Source organism: Massilia sp. LXY-5 (assembly GCF_059801075.1).
Genome location: NZ_JBNNEH010000005.1, coordinates 303,981 through 321,478 on the forward strand (window position 1 = coordinate 303,981; position 17,498 = coordinate 321,478).

At 67.5% G+C, this 17,498-nt stretch carries 15 protein-coding genes; 10 read left to right on the plus strand and 5 right to left on the minus strand.

Going from position 1 to position 17,498, the window contains the following annotated elements; all coding sequences use genetic code 11:
* Positions 1–200: 200 nt before the first annotated feature.
* The 3 genes from ACI48I_RS16440 (at position 201) to ACI48I_RS16450 (ending at position 5,483) form a co-directional block, all read left to right on the plus strand.
* A complete protein-coding gene (locus ACI48I_RS16440) occupies positions 201–2,495 on the plus strand; it encodes a hybrid sensor histidine kinase/response regulator (RefSeq protein ID WP_498574808.1) in 2,295 nt (764 codons plus the stop codon).
* A gap of 83 nt (positions 2,496–2,578) precedes the next feature.
* The gene (locus tag ACI48I_RS16445) at positions 2,579–3,784 is read left to right on the plus strand and encodes a hypothetical protein (RefSeq protein ID WP_193685811.1); all 1,206 of its coding nucleotides are present in this window, start codon (positions 2,579–2,581) and stop codon (positions 3,782–3,784) included.
* Between the two features lie 511 nt (positions 3,785–4,295).
* Entirely contained in the window at positions 4,296–5,483 is a 1,188-nt protein-coding gene (locus ACI48I_RS16450) for a glycosyltransferase (protein WP_498574809.1), read from the plus strand.
* 283 nt (positions 5,484–5,766) lie between these two features.
* Here the strand turns inward: ACI48I_RS16450 and ACI48I_RS16455 are convergent, their stop codons facing one another.
* Complete coding sequence (locus tag ACI48I_RS16455; RefSeq protein WP_193685813.1) at positions 5,767–6,846, minus strand: mechanosensitive ion channel family protein; 1,080 nt, start codon at positions 6,844–6,846, stop codon at positions 5,767–5,769.
* 237 nt (positions 6,847–7,083) lie between these two features.
* Between ACI48I_RS16455 and ACI48I_RS16460 the strand changes: the two genes are divergently transcribed.
* The 3 genes from ACI48I_RS16460 (at position 7,084) to ACI48I_RS16470 (ending at position 12,481) form a co-directional block, all read left to right on the plus strand.
* A complete protein-coding gene (locus ACI48I_RS16460) occupies positions 7,084–11,109 on the plus strand; it encodes a PAS domain S-box protein (RefSeq protein ID WP_498574810.1) in 4,026 nt (1,341 codons plus the stop codon).
* 7 nt (positions 11,110–11,116) lie between these two features.
* On the plus strand, positions 11,117–11,542 hold the full coding sequence (locus ACI48I_RS16465) for an NUDIX hydrolase (protein WP_498574811.1): 426 nt from the start codon (positions 11,117–11,119) through the stop codon (positions 11,540–11,542).
* 102 nt (positions 11,543–11,644) lie between these two features.
* Positions 11,645–12,481, plus strand: a complete 837-nt coding sequence (locus tag ACI48I_RS16470; RefSeq protein WP_498574812.1) for a phytanoyl-CoA dioxygenase family protein — start codon at positions 11,645–11,647, stop codon at positions 12,479–12,481.
* Between the two features lie 67 nt (positions 12,482–12,548).
* Here ACI48I_RS16470 and ACI48I_RS16475 read toward each other — a convergent pair whose 3' ends face one another.
* The 4 genes from ACI48I_RS16475 to ACI48I_RS16490 all read right to left on the minus strand — a co-directional run bounded on the left by ACI48I_RS16475 (position 12,549) and on the right by ACI48I_RS16490 (position 13,809).
* Positions 12,549–12,818 (minus strand): hypothetical protein, encoded by a 270-nt coding sequence (locus ACI48I_RS16475; protein ID WP_193685817.1) that lies wholly within the window; start codon positions 12,816–12,818, stop codon positions 12,549–12,551.
* Positions 12,819–12,885: 67 nt separating this feature from the next.
* Complete coding sequence (locus ACI48I_RS16480; protein ID WP_193685818.1) at positions 12,886–13,155, minus strand: DUF5985 family protein; 270 nt, start codon at positions 13,153–13,155, stop codon at positions 12,886–12,888.
* Between the two features lie 3 nt (positions 13,156–13,158).
* Positions 13,159–13,416, minus strand: a complete 258-nt coding sequence (locus ACI48I_RS16485; RefSeq protein ID WP_193685819.1) for a DUF5985 family protein — start codon at positions 13,414–13,416, stop codon at positions 13,159–13,161.
* The gene (locus ACI48I_RS16490) at positions 13,417–13,809 is read right to left on the minus strand and encodes a hypothetical protein (RefSeq protein WP_193685820.1); all 393 of its coding nucleotides are present in this window, start codon (positions 13,807–13,809) and stop codon (positions 13,417–13,419) included.
* 209 nt (positions 13,810–14,018) lie between these two features.
* Between ACI48I_RS16490 and ACI48I_RS16495 the strand changes: the two genes are divergently transcribed.
* The 4 genes from ACI48I_RS16495 to ACI48I_RS16510 all read left to right on the plus strand — a co-directional run bounded on the left by ACI48I_RS16495 (position 14,019) and on the right by ACI48I_RS16510 (position 17,432).
* Positions 14,019–14,804, plus strand: a complete 786-nt coding sequence (locus tag ACI48I_RS16495) for a DNA/RNA non-specific endonuclease (RefSeq protein WP_498574813.1) — start codon at positions 14,019–14,021, stop codon at positions 14,802–14,804.
* Between the two features lie 42 nt (positions 14,805–14,846).
* Positions 14,847–15,107, plus strand: a complete 261-nt coding sequence (locus ACI48I_RS16500; RefSeq protein ID WP_498574814.1) for a hypothetical protein — start codon at positions 14,847–14,849, stop codon at positions 15,105–15,107.
* Positions 15,108–15,374: 267 nt separating this feature from the next.
* A complete protein-coding gene (locus ACI48I_RS16505) occupies positions 15,375–15,761 on the plus strand; it encodes a YsnF/AvaK domain-containing protein (RefSeq protein ID WP_227496457.1) in 387 nt (128 codons plus the stop codon).
* Between the two features lie 24 nt (positions 15,762–15,785).
* Positions 15,786–17,432, plus strand: coding sequence for a YsnF/AvaK domain-containing protein (locus ACI48I_RS16510; protein ID WP_498574815.1), 1,647 nt, complete (start codon positions 15,786–15,788; stop codon positions 17,430–17,432).
* The last annotated feature ends 66 nt before the right edge of the window (positions 17,433–17,498 follow it).

The following is a 17,498-nucleotide window of genomic DNA, read 5'->3' on the forward strand; positions in this document are numbered from 1 at the left end:
GGTTGGGATGACCGAAGCATAACACCGCAGAGCCCGTAGCGCGGCCATAACATGGTCTTCGGCACGACAAAAACGCCGGCCGGCGCGGGCGCCAGGCGGTCTCAGCCGTTTTTCCACTCTTTTCTTGCTTTACGTTGCAGGATTGGTATCATCGATTTTGCTGGCTGTCATGTCGATGGCCGTCAACCTGTGAGCCCGCGATGCAAATCCGTGCCTACCTGTATCTGATGGCTGCGGCAATCCTGGTCCCGGTGATCCTCTTCGCTGGATTCGCGCTGCGCCTGATCGAAGGCGCGGAAACCGACCTGGAGCGGGCCAGGGTGGTCCGCGCGGCCGATCGCGTCGCCCTGCTGGTCGACGCCGAACTGGCCGCCACCCGGAGTGCGCTGCGCGTGCTGGCCGCCTCGCCCAGCCTGGCGCGCGGCGACCTCGACGCCTTCTACGAAGAAGCGAAAGCGGCCACCGGCAGTCCCGACGCATGGGGGGTGCTGCTCGACGAGAACGGGCGCATGTTGTTCAACACGCTCGCCCCCAGCGGCGCCGCGCTGCCCCAGGAAGCACTTCCCCCTTATCTTTCCTCCGTACTGGCCGCGCAGCGTCCTTTCGTCACCGACCTCGTTCCGGGCTACGTCAGCGGCCGCATGATGACGGCCGTCGGCATGCCGGTGAGCGCCGGCGGACGGCGCTACGTGCTGGGGATGGCTTACGGCGCCGAGCATTTCCGCCGCCTGCTGGCCGAAGCCGGGACGCGGCCCGACTGGCAGCTCGACATCCTCGACCGCGCCGGCAAGCTGGTCGCATCGAACCTCGGGTCGGCCGAGCTGGTGGGCCAGGAAGCGCCGGCGGCGCTCGCCGCGGCCGCCACCCGTTCGCGCGAGGGCATGCTCGGGCTGGCGCTGCGCAATGGCGGCGAGGGCACGGTCGCCTTCAGCCGGTTGCCGGACTCCGGATGGCTGGTCGCGGTCGGGGCGCCTGCCGCGTCGCTCATCGCGCCGCCCGGCGGCGCGCGGCGCGCGGCGGCGCTGGCCCTGGTTGCGGCCCTGCTCGGGGCCGCCGCGGTCTCGGCCTCGTTCGGCCGCGGCCATGCGCGCGCCATCCGCAGCGCGCTCGAAGCGGCAAGCAGCCTGGGGCGCGGCGAACTGCCGCCCCAGCGGCGCTCGCGCATCGTCGAGATCGACCGCCTGCTGGCGGCGTTGCGCCAGGCCGGCAGCGAGCTGCGCCGCACCCAGGCCACGCGCGACTCGGCCGGCAGCGAACGCCAGTCCCAGCTCGAGCACGCCCAGCTGGCGCGCCAGAGGGCGGAGGAGGAAAACCGCGCCAAGGACCAGTTCCTGGCCATGCTCGGACACGAACTGCGCAACCCGCTCGCGCCGATCGGCACCGCGGCCCAGCTGCTGAAAATGCCCGACCTCGACAGCCACCGCGCGCGCTATGCCGCCGACGTGATCGGGCGCCAGGTCGAGCACATGAACCGCCTGCTCTCCGACATGCTCGACGTCTCGCGCGTGACGCGCGGCCTGGTCACCCTGAACCTGGAAGACGTCGACCTGCGCAATATCGTCGAGCGCGCCGTCGAGCAGACCCGGCCGCTGATGGAGGAACGCCAGCATCGCCTCGAACTGCGCCTGCCGTCGCAGGCGGTGATGGTGCGCGGCGACCAGACCCGCCTGACCCAGGTGGTGGCCAACCTGCTGACGAATTCGGCCAAATACACGCCGCCGCACGGCGCGATCCAGCTGTCGCTGGGCAGCGCCGGCAACGAAGCCACCCTGAGCGTGGCCGACGACGGCGAAGGCATCACCCCGGATCTCCTGCCGCGCGTGTTCGACCTGTTTTCCCAGGGCGAGCGCAAGGCCGACCGCGCCCAGGGCGGCCTCGGACTGGGCCTGGCCCTGGTGCGCAGCCTGGTGCAGCTGCACGGCGGGGAGGTCGACGCCAGCAGCCCCGGAAGCGGCGGCGGCAGCATCTTCACCGTGCACCTGCCGCTCAAGCACGAACTGGCGGCGCTCGCGGCGCCGGCGCCGAACCCGCGCCGCGGCCGCGATCCGGCCCGTGATGCGGCCCGCGATTCGGCGCGCAACAGCGCGCCGCCCGCGCTGCCGGCGGCCTTGCGGGTGATGCTTGTCGACGACAATATCGATGCCGCGGTCAGCCTTTCGCTGCTGCTGGAGGCGGCCGGCGACCACCTTGTATCGACCTATTACGACGCCGCCAGCGCGCTCGAATGGGCCGCCTTCGAGCGCCCCGACGTGTTCATCCTCGACATCGGCCTGCCCGACATGAACGGCTACGAGCTGGCGCGGCGCCTGCGCGCGATGCCCGAGTTCGCCGACACGCTATTGATCGCGCTGACCGGCTACGGCCAGCTGGCCGACAAGGTAAGGGCGCGCGAAGCCGGCTTCGACCTGCACATCGCCAAACCGGCCGAGCCGGAGGAGATCCTGGCGGCGCTGGCGACGGTCAAGGTCGCCGGCGAGACCGAGCGCGTGGAATAGCGCGGCTCCGGCGGGCGATTCCGGCTGCGCGCGAGGCCACCGATGCGCTACCATGGCGTTTTCATCCTTCACCACGCTGACCCATGCCGAAAAACAAGAAGCCCGTGCCGCGCAAACCGGCCGCCGCCGCCGAACCCGATACCGACGCACTGGCCCAGGCCCTGGCCGACCTCGCGCTCGAGGTGGCCGAGGGCGAGGACAGCGATCCCGAACTGGCCGCCGCGCGCGAGCAGGAGCTGCTGGTCGACATCCGCAAGGCCCTGCGCAAGAAGCGCGACGAGGTGCTCTACGGCGCCATCGAGCTGGCACGCTTCACCGATCCCGAAGCCTGCCGCCTGCTGCGCGCCCACATCGGCGAACAGTCGGCGACGCTGCACCTGCGCCGCGAAGATGAGCCGGAACTCGAGATCGATGCCTTCCTGATCCCGCTGTTCGTGCGCAGCACGGGCGGGCTGGTGGCCGAGGAAACCTTCGCCGACGATGCCGCCTACGAGGAGCTGGCGAACAGTTTCGTCGCCGCTGAACTCGACAGCCCGCGCGCCAAAGTGGCCCTGGTGCGCCATGCCTACGACCTGGCCGAGGCCGACCACATCGGCTATTCGGCCCTGCAGGAGCTGCTGCGCGAGGCCGCCGCTTCCCTGACCAGCAAGAAGCCGGTGGCCGCGCCGCTGCTCGAAGCGAGCATCCGCGGCTGGACCGGCGAGCGCTTCGCGCCCGACGAGACGGCGATGGAGCTGCGCTTCCTGTTCGGCTTTTCGCTGAAACGCGCCGATGATCCGTTCTACGCCGTGCCGAAGGACGAGATCGACGCCGACGTGTATTTCGCCGACCGCATGCGCCGCTACCGCGCCTGGACCGAACGCGTGGCGCCGCTGGTGCGCCGCTGCCTGGCGGCCGATCCGGACAGCATCAGCGTCGACTTCCTGTACCAGGACCTGTTCCATGGCGCCAAGGAGCAGGGCGTGTCCGAGCTGGCGATGCTCGGCACCCTGGCCGAAATCAACCGCCTGCTTGCCGGGAAAGAACTGGCGGCCGACCGTGTGCGCGCCGTCGTCGCGCCGCTCGACGCCGGCGAACACATCGAGCTGCGCGTCAACCTGTACGCCCTCGATGGCGGACCTCCCTGGGGCGGGACCGCAAAGCCCGTCGACCTGGCCGCCGATCTCGGCGCCGAGGTCGACGAACTGTGCGATGCGCTCGGATCGATCGGCATCGACGACGTGTCCACCGCCGACGGCTTCGACGACCAGGGCCATCCGGAAGGCGCCCAGCCGTATCCTCCAGGCTGACTCCGTTCCAGCCTGCGCTGCGCTGCAACAACGGGGCGGCGCGGCCCCCGCTGCGGGGCTGGGGCAGGGCGCCGCCGGATGCCCCCGGGTCCCGCCGCGGCGCGCGTTTCGCCCACATAACGGCAGAGTATGCCTACACCCTCCGGGGCGCACGCCGTGCCCCGATGATCCCTCCGAAGCCGCCTGCGCAGCCCCTTGCCGGGCGTGCGCACGCTTGCGCATGCCTGCCGTATGGATGAGTTTTCGTAGTGGATTTCCTTGTATATGGGTAGGACTACACCTACAAAATTGCCTGCGGGACACCGGACTCTCCTATGAGGAAATGCTCTGCGTTTCCAACGAGTCCTTTCTAGCGGCTAATGTTGCGATGCATAAATGAAAATAGTAGTAATTTTGCATGATACGATTCGGGGGTCCGGCTGCGTGACAGGGCGTGAATTTCCCGCCACCGCCATGATTAGCCACGGACCCAAGATCAACTAAAGCGCCACAAAGGCGAAAGGAAATCAACATGCCGACCCTGATCGTGTTTTGCCACCTGCGCTGGGACTTCGTCTTCCAACGCCCACAACATCTGATGACGCGCCTGGCGGAACACTACCAGATTCTGTTTGTCGAGGAACCCGTCCACAGCGAGGGTCCCGCCCACCTGCAAAAGACGACCGTCGCGCCGAACATCACGGTGTGCCGCCCGCATACGCCGATCCAGAACACCTGGGGTTTCCACGACGACCAGCTGCCGACCATGCAGCGCCTGCTGGCCGACCTGGTGCCCGAAGGCGAGCGTCCGGTGGTGTGGTTCTATACCCCGATGGCGCTGCCGCTGCTGCAGGGCTTCAATCCTTCTCTGGTCGTGTACGACTGCATGGACGAACTGGCCGCCTTCAAGAACCCGCCGAAGCAGCTGCTGCAGCGCGAATCGGCCCTGCTCAACATCGCCGACCTGGTCTTCACCGGTGGCCCGAGCCTGTACGAAGCCAAGAAGGACCGCCACGCGAACGCCCACTGCTTCTCGAGCAGCGTCGACGCCAAGCATTTCCGCAAGGCCCTGGACGCCTCGATCTCGCACCCGGACCAGGCACACATCGCCGGTCCGCGCCTGGGCTTCTACGGCGTGATCGACGAGCGCTTCGACACCGAGCTGGTGCGCCAGATGGCCGCCGCCCACCCGGACTGGCAGATCGTGCTGGTCGGCCCGGTCGTGAAAATCGATCCGGCCGAACTGCCGCGCGCCGACAACGTCCACTACATGGGCCAGCGCAACTATGACGAACTGCCGAAGTTCCTGGCCGGCTGGGACGTCTGCCTGCTGCCGTTCGCGATGAACGATTCGACCAAGTTCATCAGCCCGACCAAGGTGCTCGAATACATGGCCGCCGAAAAGCTCAGCGTCAGCACCCCGATCACCGACGTCAAGGTGCCGTACGGCGACGTCGTCGCGATCGCCTCGACCGCGGACGAGTACATCGCCGCCTGCGAACGGATGCTGGCCGCGAGCGAAGACGAAAAAGCGAAGCTGATCGAGCGCATGCGCGACATCGTCGCCAACACCTCGTGGGACAAGACTGCCGGCCGCATGCACGAGCTGATCAGCACCACCGCGCCGGGCAAGGCCCGCTCGGCCGCTGCCGCCGTGCTCGAAGCCGGCACCGCCGCCCGCGTCAGCCCGCTGCCGGTCGCACAGAAGTCCGCCGCCTGATTTCCAGGCAGCGCAAGAACCCGCCCGGCCTCGCGGTCCGGCGGGTTTTTTTATGCATGTCGCTGGCTGCCAACGAAGCCATTGACGGCAGTGCACCGTAGGGTGGGCACCGCCCACGCGTTACCTGCCTCGCCGAAGTAGCAATCAGCACTGCTCCGACAAATCGCCTGGACAAACGCCAATACGCCAACACGGATCATCATCCCGCGTGCGCGTGCGCATGCCCACGCTACGGTGGGCGTCTGCCAACACCTGAATAAGAGCACTCGTCCACTCCACGTCCTCAATGCCTGAACGACGCCGCCGGCGCCACCGCCTGCGGCCGCGGCGGTACCTCGCCGTCGGCCATGCGCACGATCGACAACGGATGCGCGAAGCGGATGCCTTCGCGCTCGAAGCGCCGGTAGATCTCGAGCAGGACCGCCTGCTGGGTATCCATGTGGGCGATGTAGTCGGGACTCTGGAAGTGGTACACCACCTCGAAATTGAGCGACCACTCGCCGTAGTTGAAGAAATGGGCGCGCTCGAAGGCGGCCATCGGCTCGGCATCGACGACTTCGCGGATCAGTACCGGAACCCGCGCCAGCTGGGTGTCGCTGGCGCCATAGGCCACCCGCAGCACGAAGGCGACGCGGCGCGTCTCCATGCGCTTGTGGTTGTGGATGCGGCTTTTCAGCAGGTCGCTGTTGGCGAAGATGACCTGCTCGCCGCCCAGGCCGCGCAGGCGCGTCGTCTTCAGGCCGATGTGCTCGACCGAGCCGAGCACGTCGCCGACGATGATGAAGTCGCCGATCTCGAAGGGCTTGTCGAGCATGATCGAGAGCGAGGCGAACAGGTCGCCAAGGATGTTCTGTACCGCCAGCGCCACCGCGATGCCGCCGACACCCAGGCTGGCCACCAGGGCCGTGATGTTGAAGCCGAAGTTATCGAGCACCATCAGGAAGGCGATCACCCACAGCGCCAGGCGTGCCATGAAGCAGACGATCGTGCGCGAGGCCTTGCGCGGCGCGTCGCTCACATACGCGTGGTCGCGCCAGGCCCGCAGCAGGGTGTCGCCCCAGATCGCCAGCTGCAGGATCAGGGCCGCGATCGCGATCCGCGACACCACCAGGCGCTGCCTGTCGGCCAGCTCGAGGACGAGGCTGGCAAGGTAGGCCGCGAGCGTCAGCATGATCAGGAGATAGGTCTTGCGCAGCATCCTGGCGACCAGGTCGTCGGCCAGGGTTTCCGTGCGCTGCGACCGCGCCTGCATCTTGTGCAGTGCGAAGCGGCGCAGGCAGTGCATCGCCAGCGTTGCGCCCAGCAGGACCGCGAACGCGATCGCCCAGCTTTCCAGCGTATTGTTCAGGTAGGTAAAATCCATTGCGACTCCGTGATGGCTTCATTCCTGGCTGCGCTGCGGCAGCGAGACCGCCTAGTGTGCGGCCCGCTCGGCTGAAGGCGCGCACAATTGACAATTGGATGCCTGAGGCATACATTGCATTCTTCACAATTATTCACACAATCTCACGCGCACAGCGTCCGCCCACCTGCCTTTGACCTTCTGCCCCCGACCCTCTCCCGATCAATGAGCGCTGCCGTCCAACCCCGCATCCTTCTCGTGGACGACCAGCCAGCCAACCTTGCGGTGCTCGAAGCGCTGCTGGCCGGCCTCGACGCCACCTTGGTGTCCGTCGGGTCAGGCGAAGCCGCGCTGCGCGCGCTGCTCGAGGAGGAGTTCGCGCTCGTGCTGCTCGACGTCCAGATGCCGGCCATGGACGGCTTCCAGACCGCCGAGCTGATGCGCCGCCATCCGCGTTCGCAAGCGGTGCCGATCATCTTCATCACGGCCGCCGATCCGGACGACTTTCCCGATGAACGCGCGTATGCGCTGGGGGACGTCGACCATCTCGCCCAACCAATCAAGGCCCACGTGCTGCGCGCCCGCGTGAACCGCTGTCTGGCACTGCAGCGCCAGGCCGCCGAGCTGGCGCGCCTGCGCAGCGAGGCGCCGGCGCGCGCTTCCGAAGCGGCCGGCGGCCACGCCAGCCGCCTGCGCCTGATCGTCGACAACCTGCACGACTACGCCTTCATCGGTACCGACACCGAACGCCGCATCACCGAGTGGGAGGCCGGAGCGCAGGCCGTCACCGGCTGGAGCGCGGCCGAGGCGATCGGCCAGAGCGCGGACATGCTCTTCCTTCCCGAAGACCGCGCCGCCGGCCAGCCCGACGAAGAAGCGGCGCGCGCCCGCGCGACAGGACGCTCGGAAGACCGGCGCTGGCACCTGCGCCGCGACGGCCGCCGCTTCTTCGCCGACGGCATGATGATCGCCCTGCGCGAAAAGGGGCAGCTGCGCGGCTACGCCAAGATCATGCGCGACGCCACCGCCGAACACGAGGCGGCCGAGCAGCTGGCCGCGAGCGAACGGGCGCTGGGCGAAAGCACCGAGCGCTTTGCACGCCTGCTCGAATCCTCCGGCGAGGGCATCGTCGGGCTCGACGCCGGCGGACGCTGCACCTTCCTGAACGCCGCCGGCGCGGCCTGCCTTGGCTACACCCCCGAGGAACTGGCCGGCCAGGCGGTCGGCAAGCTGCTGCCGGCCCGCGGCGCCGCGCAGTCCGACGGTGACCTGGAAGAGGGCGCGCTGCTCGACGCCTTGAGAAACGGCAGCGTGCTGCGCCTGGACGACACCCACCTGCTGCGCAAGGACGGCTCCATCCTGCCGGTCGCCTGCTCGGTCCATCCGCTGACCACCGGCGCGGGTCCCGGCGGGGCGGTGCTGACCTTCACCGACATCAGCGCGCGCCAGACGGCCGGGCGCGAACGCGAACGCCTGGTGGCGCAGCTGCGCGCGGCGGGCGAGCGCATGCGCGACATCTTCTACCAGGCGCCCGCCTTCATGGCCGTCATGCGCGGGCCCGACATGGTGTTCGAGATGGCCAACCAGCGCTTCTCGAACCTGGTGGGGCGGCGTGCGCTGCTCGGCAAGCCTTTCCACGCGGCCCTGCCGGAGCTGGTCGGCCAGGGCCTGTACGAGCTGCTGAAAACCGTCTATCGCAGCGGCGAAGCGCACGAGGGCAGCAACGTGCGCCTGCAGCTGCAGACCGAAAGCGGGGAACTCGACACCTATTACGTCGACTTCATCTACATGGCACTGCGCGAGCCGGACGGCAGCGTGTCGGGGGTGCTGATCCACGGGATCGACGTCACCGAACGCACCCGCGCCAACCTGCTGGCGGTCGGCCAGCGCGGCGCCCTCGAACTGGCGGTCTCCGACGCGCCGCTGGACGACGTGCTCGACCTGCTGGCGCGCACCGCCGAGGAATACGCCGGCGGCGCGGCCCTGGCCGGGATCCAGCTGGCCGATGCGGGCGGCGGCTTGCGCCACGCGGCCGCGCCCGGCCTGCCGGACGACTTGCGCGCCGCCCTCGACAAGCTCGGCATGTCGCCCCTGGGCGGCGCCGGCGGCACCGCGGCCTGGCGCGCCGAGCCGGTCGACTGTCCCGACATCGCCACCGATCCGCTCTGGGAGCGCTGCCGCGGTCCGGCGCTGGCGGCCGGCCTCGCCGCCTGCCGCGCCTTGCCGATCCTGTCGCCGGCGGGCAGCGTACTTGGCGCCTTCACCTGGTACTACCGTGCCGGCGCGGCGCGCACGGCGCGCGACGAAGCGGCGCTGGCACTGCTGGCCAACAGCGCCTCGCTGGTGATCGGCCAGCGCGCCGAAGCGGCGGCGCGCCAGCTCGCCGAGGAACGTTCGCACGCGATCCTGGAAAGCATGACCGACGGCTTCCTGGCCCTCGACAGTTCCTGGCGCATCGGCTACGCGAATGCGGCGGCCGAACGGATCACGGGCCTGGACCGTTCACAGCTGTTCGGCGACGTGTTCTGGGACCTGTTCCCCGACTGGCAAGGCAGCCGCCACGAGCAGGCCTGCCGCCGCTGCGCCGGCGAGCGTGCCGCCACCCGCACCGAGGCCTATCTCGCCGCCTGGGGCGGCTGGTACGAGATCAACTGCTTCCCGACGCCGGACGGCGGCATCGCCCTCTACCTGCGCGACGAAAGCGAGCGGCGCCTGGCCGAGGAGGGCGTGCGCCGCCTGGCGGCCGTGGCCGAACAGTCTTCGGACTTCATCGGCATCTTCGCGCCAAACGGCAGCGGCCTTTACCTGAATCCCGCCGGGCGTGCCATGGCCGGGCTGGGCCTGGATGCCGACATCGGCGGCACGCGCCTGCTCGACCTGTTCTCGAAGGATTGCCGCGCCTTTGTCCGTACCGACGTGCTGCCGGCCCTGCGCGGCGGCGAGCAGAAATGGGAGGGCGAGCTGAAGTTCGCCGCACGCGGGACGGGCGACGCGGTGCCGGTCTATTTCAAGGGCTTCGCGGTGCACGGCGCCGACGGCGCCCACCTCGGCCTGGCGACGATCACGCGCGACATCACGGAACAGAAGCGCGCCGAGGACGAGCTGCGCCGCATCGCGGCCGACCTGTCCGAGGCCGACCACCGCAAGAGCGAATTCCTGGCCACGCTGGCGCATGAGCTGCGCAATCCGCTGGCGCCGATCCGCACCGGCCTCGACCTGCTGCGGATGGCGCCGGCGAATGCCGCCACCGCGGCCGCCACCGCCGTGCGCGTGCACGAGATGATGGACCGCCAGCTCGGCCAGCTGATCCACCTGGTCGACGACCTGCTCGACATCGCCCGCATCACGCGCGGACGCATCGAGCTGAAAAAGGAGCCGATCGACCTGCGCACGGCGGTGTCGATGGCGGTGGAGAGCAGCACCGCTTTGATCCACGCCGGCAATCACGAGTTGCAGGTGACCCTGCCCGAGGAAGCGCTGCCGCTCGACGCCGACCTGACGCGCCTGGTGCAGGTGCTGTCGAACCTGCTCAACAACGCGGCCAAGTACACGCCGGGAGGCGGCCGCATTTCGCTGGCGGCCTGGCGCGAGGGCGCGCAGGCGGTGGTGGCCGTCACCGACAGCGGCATCGGCATCGCGCCCGACGCCATCGGCTCGGTGTTCGAGATGTTTACCCAGGTGCGCAGCAGCCTCGATCGCGCCCAGGGCGGGCTCGGGATCGGGCTGTCGCTGGTGCGCCGCCTGGTCGAGCTGCATGGGGGCCGGGTACACGCCTTCAGCGAAGGGCGCGGGCGCGGCAGCACCTTCACCGTGCGGCTGCCGCTGCGGCGCGGCGCGGGCGAAGCGCGGGACGCCGTCCCCGGCCCGGCGGCCCAGGCGCCGGCGCGCCGCCTGCGCGTGCTGGTGGTCGACGACAACCAGGATGCGGCCGAAAGCCTGGTCGCGCTGATCGAAGCCCTCGGCCACGAAACGCGCATGGCGCATGACGGGCCGGCCGGGCTGGCGGCGGCGCGCGAATTCAAGCCCGACCTGGGCTTCCTCGATATCGGCCTGCCGGGCATGAACGGGCATGAAGTGGCGCGCGCTATCCGTGCGAGCAATGGTGCCGGCGGCGCGCTGCGCGACATGATGCTGGTCGCGCTGACCGGCTGGGGCGCGGCCAGCGACATGACGCTCTCGCACCAGGCCGGCTTCGACCAGCACCTGACCAAGCCGGTCAGCCGCGAGGCGCTGGAGCAGGCGCTCGCCACCGCAACCGGCGGGCGAAACTTGAGCAGCACATGAGACGCACATGAGCAAGCACACCGTCTCCTGCGGCACCCTGGTGCTCAACGCGCGCGGCCAGCTGCTGCTCTGCCATGTGACCCATACCGCCGCCTGGGACATCCCGAAGGGCATGCGCGATCCGGGCGAGACCTCGCTCGAGGCGGCGATGCGCGAACTGCAGGAGGAAGCCGGCGCCGTCTTCGACGCCGGGCGCTTCCTCGACCTCGGCGAATTCGACTACCGGCGCGACAAGCGCCTGCACCTGTTCCGGGTCGACGCCGGCGACGAGCTGGGCGACCTGGCGCAGCTCGCCTGCACCAGCTTTTATCCGCACCAGAAGACCGGCAGGCCGACGCCGGAGACGGATGGCTTCATGTGGGCCGACCGCAGCGAGATCAGCCGCCTGTGCTGGCCGAGGATGGGCGCGCTGTTGCTGACCCTGGATTGGTAGCGTCGGCGCCTTGCCATGCGCCCCGGGTATCCAGGCGCCCGTGCGCGCCGCCGATGCTCTTTCGCAGTAACATGAACCCGCCCGGAAAACAGGAGGATCTTCATGCGCACCCAACTCACCGCCGCCCAGGACTACGACGTCGCCGCCATCATGGGCGGGATCTACGGCGACGGCATCATCGCCTGCAAGGGCGCCTTCGAGCGCGCCTGGGTCGAACGGCTCGGGCGCGATATCGCCATGCTGTTCGAGGAAGCCCAGCGCCAGCCCGGCGGCGCGCTCGCACGCGGCCCGAACCGCTATTACGTCGAGGTCCATCCCGAGCGTTTGTCGGGTTTCGCGGACATCATCAGCCATCCCTGGGTGGTGGCGGTCTGCCGCGCCATCCTCGGCCCCGAGTACCGGGTTGTCGAAGCGGGCTTCGACGTGCCCGGTCCCGGCGCGCTGCACCAGCCCTGGCACCGCGATTTCAAGTCGCCCGACGCGACCCTGATCGGGCGCCGCATCAACTCGCTCGCCTTTAACATCACGACGGTCGACGTCACCGAGGACATGGGACCCTTCGAAATCGCGCCCGGTACCCAGTGGGACGACCTGGCCGGCGGCGACCCGATGTTCCCTGCGAAGGAGCTGTGGCCGCGCTACGAGGCACGCGCCCAGCGCAAGCTGCCGAAGATGGGGGATATTTCGGCGCGTTCGGCGCTGACCATCCACCGCGGCACGGCCAACCAGTCGGACCGTTCGCGTCCGGTGTTCGTGCTCGGCGTCGACGCGCCCGACGCGCACAACGCCGACAAGCACGACCTGCAGCTGACCCACGCCTATTACGAGAGCCTGGCGCCCGAGCTGCGCCGCCACATCACCTGCCGCGTGGTCGAGCGCCTGGAACCGATCGTGCAGGCGCATACGATCGAAGGCCTGCGCATGGGCGTCAAGGTGTAGGCGGCAAGGGCAGAAAGCATCGCGGGCGCCATCGGCGCCCGCTGTTTTTACGATCGGAGGAGGGGGATCAGGGCGTACCCTTGTTCTCGTCCTCGGCTTCGGTCTGGACGGTGTCGGGCATCGACTCCTCGACGTTCGCCAGGTGGCCGACGCGGCGCGCGTCGTCGCCCTGGATGTCGAGGCTGACCTCTTCGGCCACCTCGAAGCGGCCGTCCTCGGCGCCTTCTTCGCCGGGCAGCAGGTTTTCCGAGCGATTGTGCTCGCCGGTGCCGGGCTGCGGGGATTGCGGGGTTTGCGGCTGGCCGCGCGGATCGGTGGTTGCCGAATTGTTCGCCATGCTGTTCTCCTTATCGGAATGTTCACATGGCTTCATTATGTCAGCGCGTCCTGCGCACGGGCGCACGCTATTTGCGGTCGCGCTCGCGCGGCAGGTTCTTCTCCAGGATCGCCCACAGGATCAGGCCATAGGCCAGCAGGCGGATCAGGTAGTGCAGCGGCGAATCCTCGCCCCCGGCGTCGTGCAATGCCGAATACAGGCGGTGCAGCCCTTCGATGAAGAAGGAGAGCGCGAAGTACAGGAAGAACCGGTCGCGCGAATCGCGCCAGAAGCGCAGGAAGAAGAGCGCGATCAGGAGCGAACCCATGCAGACGGCGCCGGCAATCACATCGTTCATTGCTTATTCCTTCTCGTAGATCAGGCCGTACAGCAGCAGCAGCGTGGCGACCAGCGCGCTGATGAGGCGCGCGGGCAGGAAGTCGATGCTCGGGAACACGATCTTGTCGAGCAGGAGGAAGAGGTTATTCAGCGTCATCACCGCGAAGCAGGCGCCGCTCCAGAACAGCAGGCGGTAGCGCGTGCGGCGATAGCTGCCGAACAGCAGCCAGGTGCAGGCAAGCGAGGTCAGGATACACAGGATGTAGATCGTTACCGCCACTTACGAGTCCTTTCGCAGTTTGAAGGCGTCGGCGAATTGCTGGGCCTTGCGGTCGAGTGAAGAATGGATGAGCAGGGTGACTTCGACAAGGTGGCGCGCATACAGGTCGGCGAGCGCATCGATGCGTTCGCGCAGCATACTGGAAGAAGGGTGGTATTGATAGCAGCCCTCGTCGGGCGCCGGGCAGGGCGCGATCATGCCGGCCCGGCACAAGTCCTCGAGCAGGGCCTGCGCGGTGCGCTCGCGCACGTAGAGGCGCTGCGCCAGGGTGTCGCCATGCCATTGCTGCGTCGGATTCGCGCGCAGCAGCAGCAGGGCTTCGAGGAAGGGGACGGACGGTATGCTGGTGAGCACGAACCGCCGCAGCTCCTCCGGGAACGGGACCTTTTCCATCGGCGGTGGTTGTTTCCGGTATGGAATGTTATCGAAAGAGCCGTAATTCTAGAGCATTCTGCTCGACAATGCAGGCGCGCTTTCCTATCGTGCGCCGGTATTGACGCCCCGGCGCAAAGGCGGGTCCGAGGCGGGGCAGGGCGGTAGCGCCGCCCGGCGCAATCTGTGTCGGCTACAATGCGCTTTTGTCACACACTTTCGATTCATTCATGTTCCAGAAATTTATTGCCGGCGCCGGCCTGGTGGCGGCGCTGCTGGCCCCCGCGCTGGCCCTGGCATCGGACTGTCCCGACCATTACGCCGGCGGCCGCGCGCCCGAGATCCGCAACCCCAAGCTCGCCGTGGCGACGCGCGAACTGTGCTACGGCGTGTTCGGCGTGATGCATTCGGGGGTCACGCGCACGCCCTTGTGGTCGGCCGAACACTTGCGCGCCGAAAACGTGGAATCGGCCCAGGGCCTGAAACGCGACAACGCCTTCCATCCCGAGGAGCGGCTGCCGCGCGGCCAGCGGGCCGAACTCATGGATTACGCGCGCAGCGGCTACGACCGCGGCCACATGACCCCGAACGGCGACATGCCGGACCGCGACACCCAGCGCGAGAGCTTCACGCTGGCCAACATGGTGCCGCAGGACGGCGACCACAACCGCCATATCTGGGCCCCGATCGAGGGCGCGGTGCGCAAGATGGCGAAGAAGGAAGGGCAGCTGTACGTGATCACCGGCCCCGCCTTCCTCGGCACCAACCTGAAGAAGGTCGGCAACGTGCTGGTGCCGACCCATCTGTACAAAGTGGTCTACAGCCCGCGCCAGCAACGCGCCGCGGCCTACTTTACGGAGAACCGCGCGGGCGCCGACATCCAGGTCATTCCCGTGGCCGAACTCGAACGCATCGTCGGCATCGAATTCCTGCCCTCGCTCACGACCCAGCAAAAGGAACGCATGCTGGCCCTGCCGAAGATCCGCCTGAAAAAGAAGAGCGGTTTCTTCTCCTGACGCTGATTCCTCATTTGACGCATTTGAATACCGGAGCCATCCATGACCGCGAAAAAGAAGACCTTTGTGCCGTATGCGAACGAAGCCGATGTCCTGCAGATCGATAACCTGATGATCGAGAACCGGCTTGACCGGATCACGATCTCGGGCGACGTCGACCTGACGGCCGACCAGCAGGGCCTGGCGCACGCGCGCCGCCTGCACGAGATCCTGGGAGCCGTGCTCGCCAAACTCGAGGGCCAGACCCTGCCGGAACACCTGCCGCCGCCCGACGTCAAGAACGTCGCCAACCCGTTCAACTAGTCTCCGCAGCAAGCCCTTCCACGGCCTCGTTCGAGGCCGTTCTTACCCTTTCCTTTTCCGGGTTTTCAAGACCCGCCGATCTGGCGTTTCGCCTTTATTTACGCCCTTTCTGCCTATTTGTTCGTTTTTATTTGCTTAACATTTACAGGAGTCAATGGTGCGCGGTGTCCCGGCAGTTTGGGGTACGCTGAATCTGTCTCGCACCAACAACCACACGGAGTCGAATCAATGGCAGGGAACCCCGCAGAACCGTTAGCGCAAGACTCCTTGCGGGTCCCCGTTATCGCGGAAGAGCTTGCCATCGGCACCCGTACGGTGGACACGGGACGCGGTGTCCGCATTCACAAGACCGTGGTCGAACAGCCGGTCACCATCGACGAGCGCCTTGCGCGCGACGAGGTGGAGATCCGGCACGTCCCGGTCGATCGCATCGTCGCCCCGGACGAGGCGCCCGCCAACCGCTACGAGGGCGACACCCTGATCGTGCCCATCCTCGAGGAAGTACTGGTTGTCGAGCGCCGCGTGCGCATCAAGGAAGAGCTTCACATCACCCGGATCCGTCGCGAGGAACACCACCAGGAAGAAGTCGTCCTGAAGGCCGAACAGGTCAGTGTCGAACGTTTCGACGAATCCGGCACCCCGCCACTGAAGTAATCAATACTATCTGGAGGACTCATCATGCAACATACTCTGATCGCCGTTTTCGACAATCACAACGACGCCATGAGCGCCAAGAACGAATTGCTGTCGTCGGGCTTTTCGAGCAGCGACGTGCGCCTGTCGCATGGGGACGAAACGCTGCCCGGGGGGTCGATGTCCGCCACCGGCGGATCCGCTCCCGATTCGACCATGAGCACCGCTGACCGGGTCGACGATGAGCCAGGCATCGGCACCAGCATCAAGAACTTCTTCAGCGATATCTTCGGCACCGACGACAGCGTGCACAGCACCAAGTACTCGACCGCCGTCGAGCGCGGCAACCATGTGCTGCGGGTCAACGCGGACAGCGAGGCCGAAGTCGAGCGCGCCGCCGACATCGTCGAGCGCTTCGGCCCGATCGACATCGACGAGCAGTCGGAAAAGTGGGGCATGACCGAAGGTTCGGGCGCCATGATGGGCAGCGCCGGCAGCATGAGCGGCGGCCAGTCGATGTCGCTGCAGTCCGATAACGACCGCCTGCCGCTGAACCAGCAGTCGCTGAACGACCCGAACCCGATGGGCACCACCTATCAGGAGCCGCTCGGTTCGCGCGACGAACTGAGCACGGGCAGCTATGGCTCGGGCTCGGGCAACCTGCAGAACCAGTCGCTGGCCGGCTCCTCGCTGGAAGGCTCGGCCGCATCGGCCGGCAGCCTGCAGGGCTCCCAGACGGGCTCCTCGCTGACGGGTTCGATGCAACGCGACACCGCCATGGCGCGCGACACGAATACGGCCGCCATCCCCGTCGTGCAGGAGCAGCTGAAGATCGGCAAACGTGAAGTCTCGCGCGGCGGCGTGCGCGTCTACTCGCGCGTCGTCGAGACCCCGGTCAACGAAAACGTCCAGCTGCGCGAAGAGCACGTGAACGTCGAGCGCCGCCCGGTCAACGAGCCGATCAGCGGCGCGGACGCCACCGCCTTCAAGGAGCAGTCGATCGAGATGCGCGAGACGGCCGAGGAAGCCGTGGTCGAGAAGTCGGCACGCGTGGTCGAGGAAGTGACGATCAACAAGGAAGTGACGCAGCGCGAACAGCAGATCCGCGACACGGTGCGCCACACCGAGGTCGAGGTCGAGCAGCTCGGGGCCGGCTCGGCACGTTCGAGCATGATGAGCGACGACGACTACTACCGTAACCACTTCACCAGCAACTACGGCACCACCGGCGGTTCGTACGAAGACTACGCGCCGGCCTACAGCTACGGCTCCGAAATGGCGCGCAACCAGAAGTACAGCGGCCGCCAGTGGAACGAAGTCGAGAACGACCTGCGCACCGACTGGTCCACCCGCGCCGGCAACAAGGCCGGTTCGACCTGGGAAAAGATGAAGGATGCGGTGAAATCGGGCTGGGACCGCATGACGACCGACGACGACGACAGCTACTACCGTAACCACTACAACGCGACCTACAGCAGCACCGCGGGTGCGAGCGGTTACGACAGCTACAAGCCGGCCTACAGCTATGGCAGCGAAATGCGCCAGAGCCAGATGTACCGCAACCGTCCATGGGACGAAGTCGAACCGGACCTGCGCAGCGGCTGGGAAGCACGCAACACCGGCAATACCGGCTCGACCTGGGAAAACATGAAGGCCGCCGTTCGCCACGGCTGGGACAAAATGACCAAATGAGAATGACGAAGTAAGCAGTCAGCGTGAATGATGCAAGGGGCGCCCGCGGGCGCCCCTTTTTTCGTT

What these genes read in the sequence shown, in the direction of transcription:
- ACI48I_RS16465 (WP_498574811.1), top strand. Translation starts at nt 11,117, where the DNA reads ATGAGCAAGCACACCGTCTCCTGCGGCACCCTGGTGCTCAACGCGCGC.
- ACI48I_RS16450 (WP_498574809.1), top strand. Translation starts at nt 4,296, where the DNA reads ATGCCGACCCTGATCGTGTTTTGCCACCTGCGCTGGGACTTCGTCTTC.
- ACI48I_RS16510 (WP_498574815.1), top strand. Translation starts at nt 15,786, where the DNA reads ATGCAACATACTCTGATCGCCGTTTTCGACAATCACAACGACGCCATG.
- ACI48I_RS16445 (WP_193685811.1), top strand. Translation starts at nt 2,579, where the DNA reads ATGCCGAAAAACAAGAAGCCCGTGCCGCGCAAACCGGCCGCCGCCGCC.
- ACI48I_RS16475 (WP_193685817.1), bottom strand. Translation starts at nt 12,818, where the DNA reads ATGGCGAACAATTCGGCAACCACCGATCCGCGCGGCCAGCCGCAAACC.
- ACI48I_RS16455 (WP_193685813.1), bottom strand. Translation starts at nt 6,846, where the DNA reads ATGGATTTTACCTACCTGAACAATACGCTGGAAAGCTGGGCGATCGCG.
- ACI48I_RS16440 (WP_498574808.1), top strand. Translation starts at nt 201, where the DNA reads ATGCAAATCCGTGCCTACCTGTATCTGATGGCTGCGGCAATCCTGGTC.
- ACI48I_RS16500 (WP_498574814.1), top strand. Translation starts at nt 14,847, where the DNA reads ATGACCGCGAAAAAGAAGACCTTTGTGCCGTATGCGAACGAAGCCGAT.
- ACI48I_RS16480 (WP_193685818.1), bottom strand. Translation starts at nt 13,155, where the DNA reads ATGAACGATGTGATTGCCGGCGCCGTCTGCATGGGTTCGCTCCTGATC.
- ACI48I_RS16495 (WP_498574813.1), top strand. Translation starts at nt 14,019, where the DNA reads ATGTTCCAGAAATTTATTGCCGGCGCCGGCCTGGTGGCGGCGCTGCTG.
- ACI48I_RS16490 (WP_193685820.1), bottom strand. Translation starts at nt 13,809, where the DNA reads ATGGAAAAGGTCCCGTTCCCGGAGGAGCTGCGGCGGTTCGTGCTCACC.
- ACI48I_RS16470 (WP_498574812.1), top strand. Translation starts at nt 11,645, where the DNA reads ATGCGCACCCAACTCACCGCCGCCCAGGACTACGACGTCGCCGCCATC.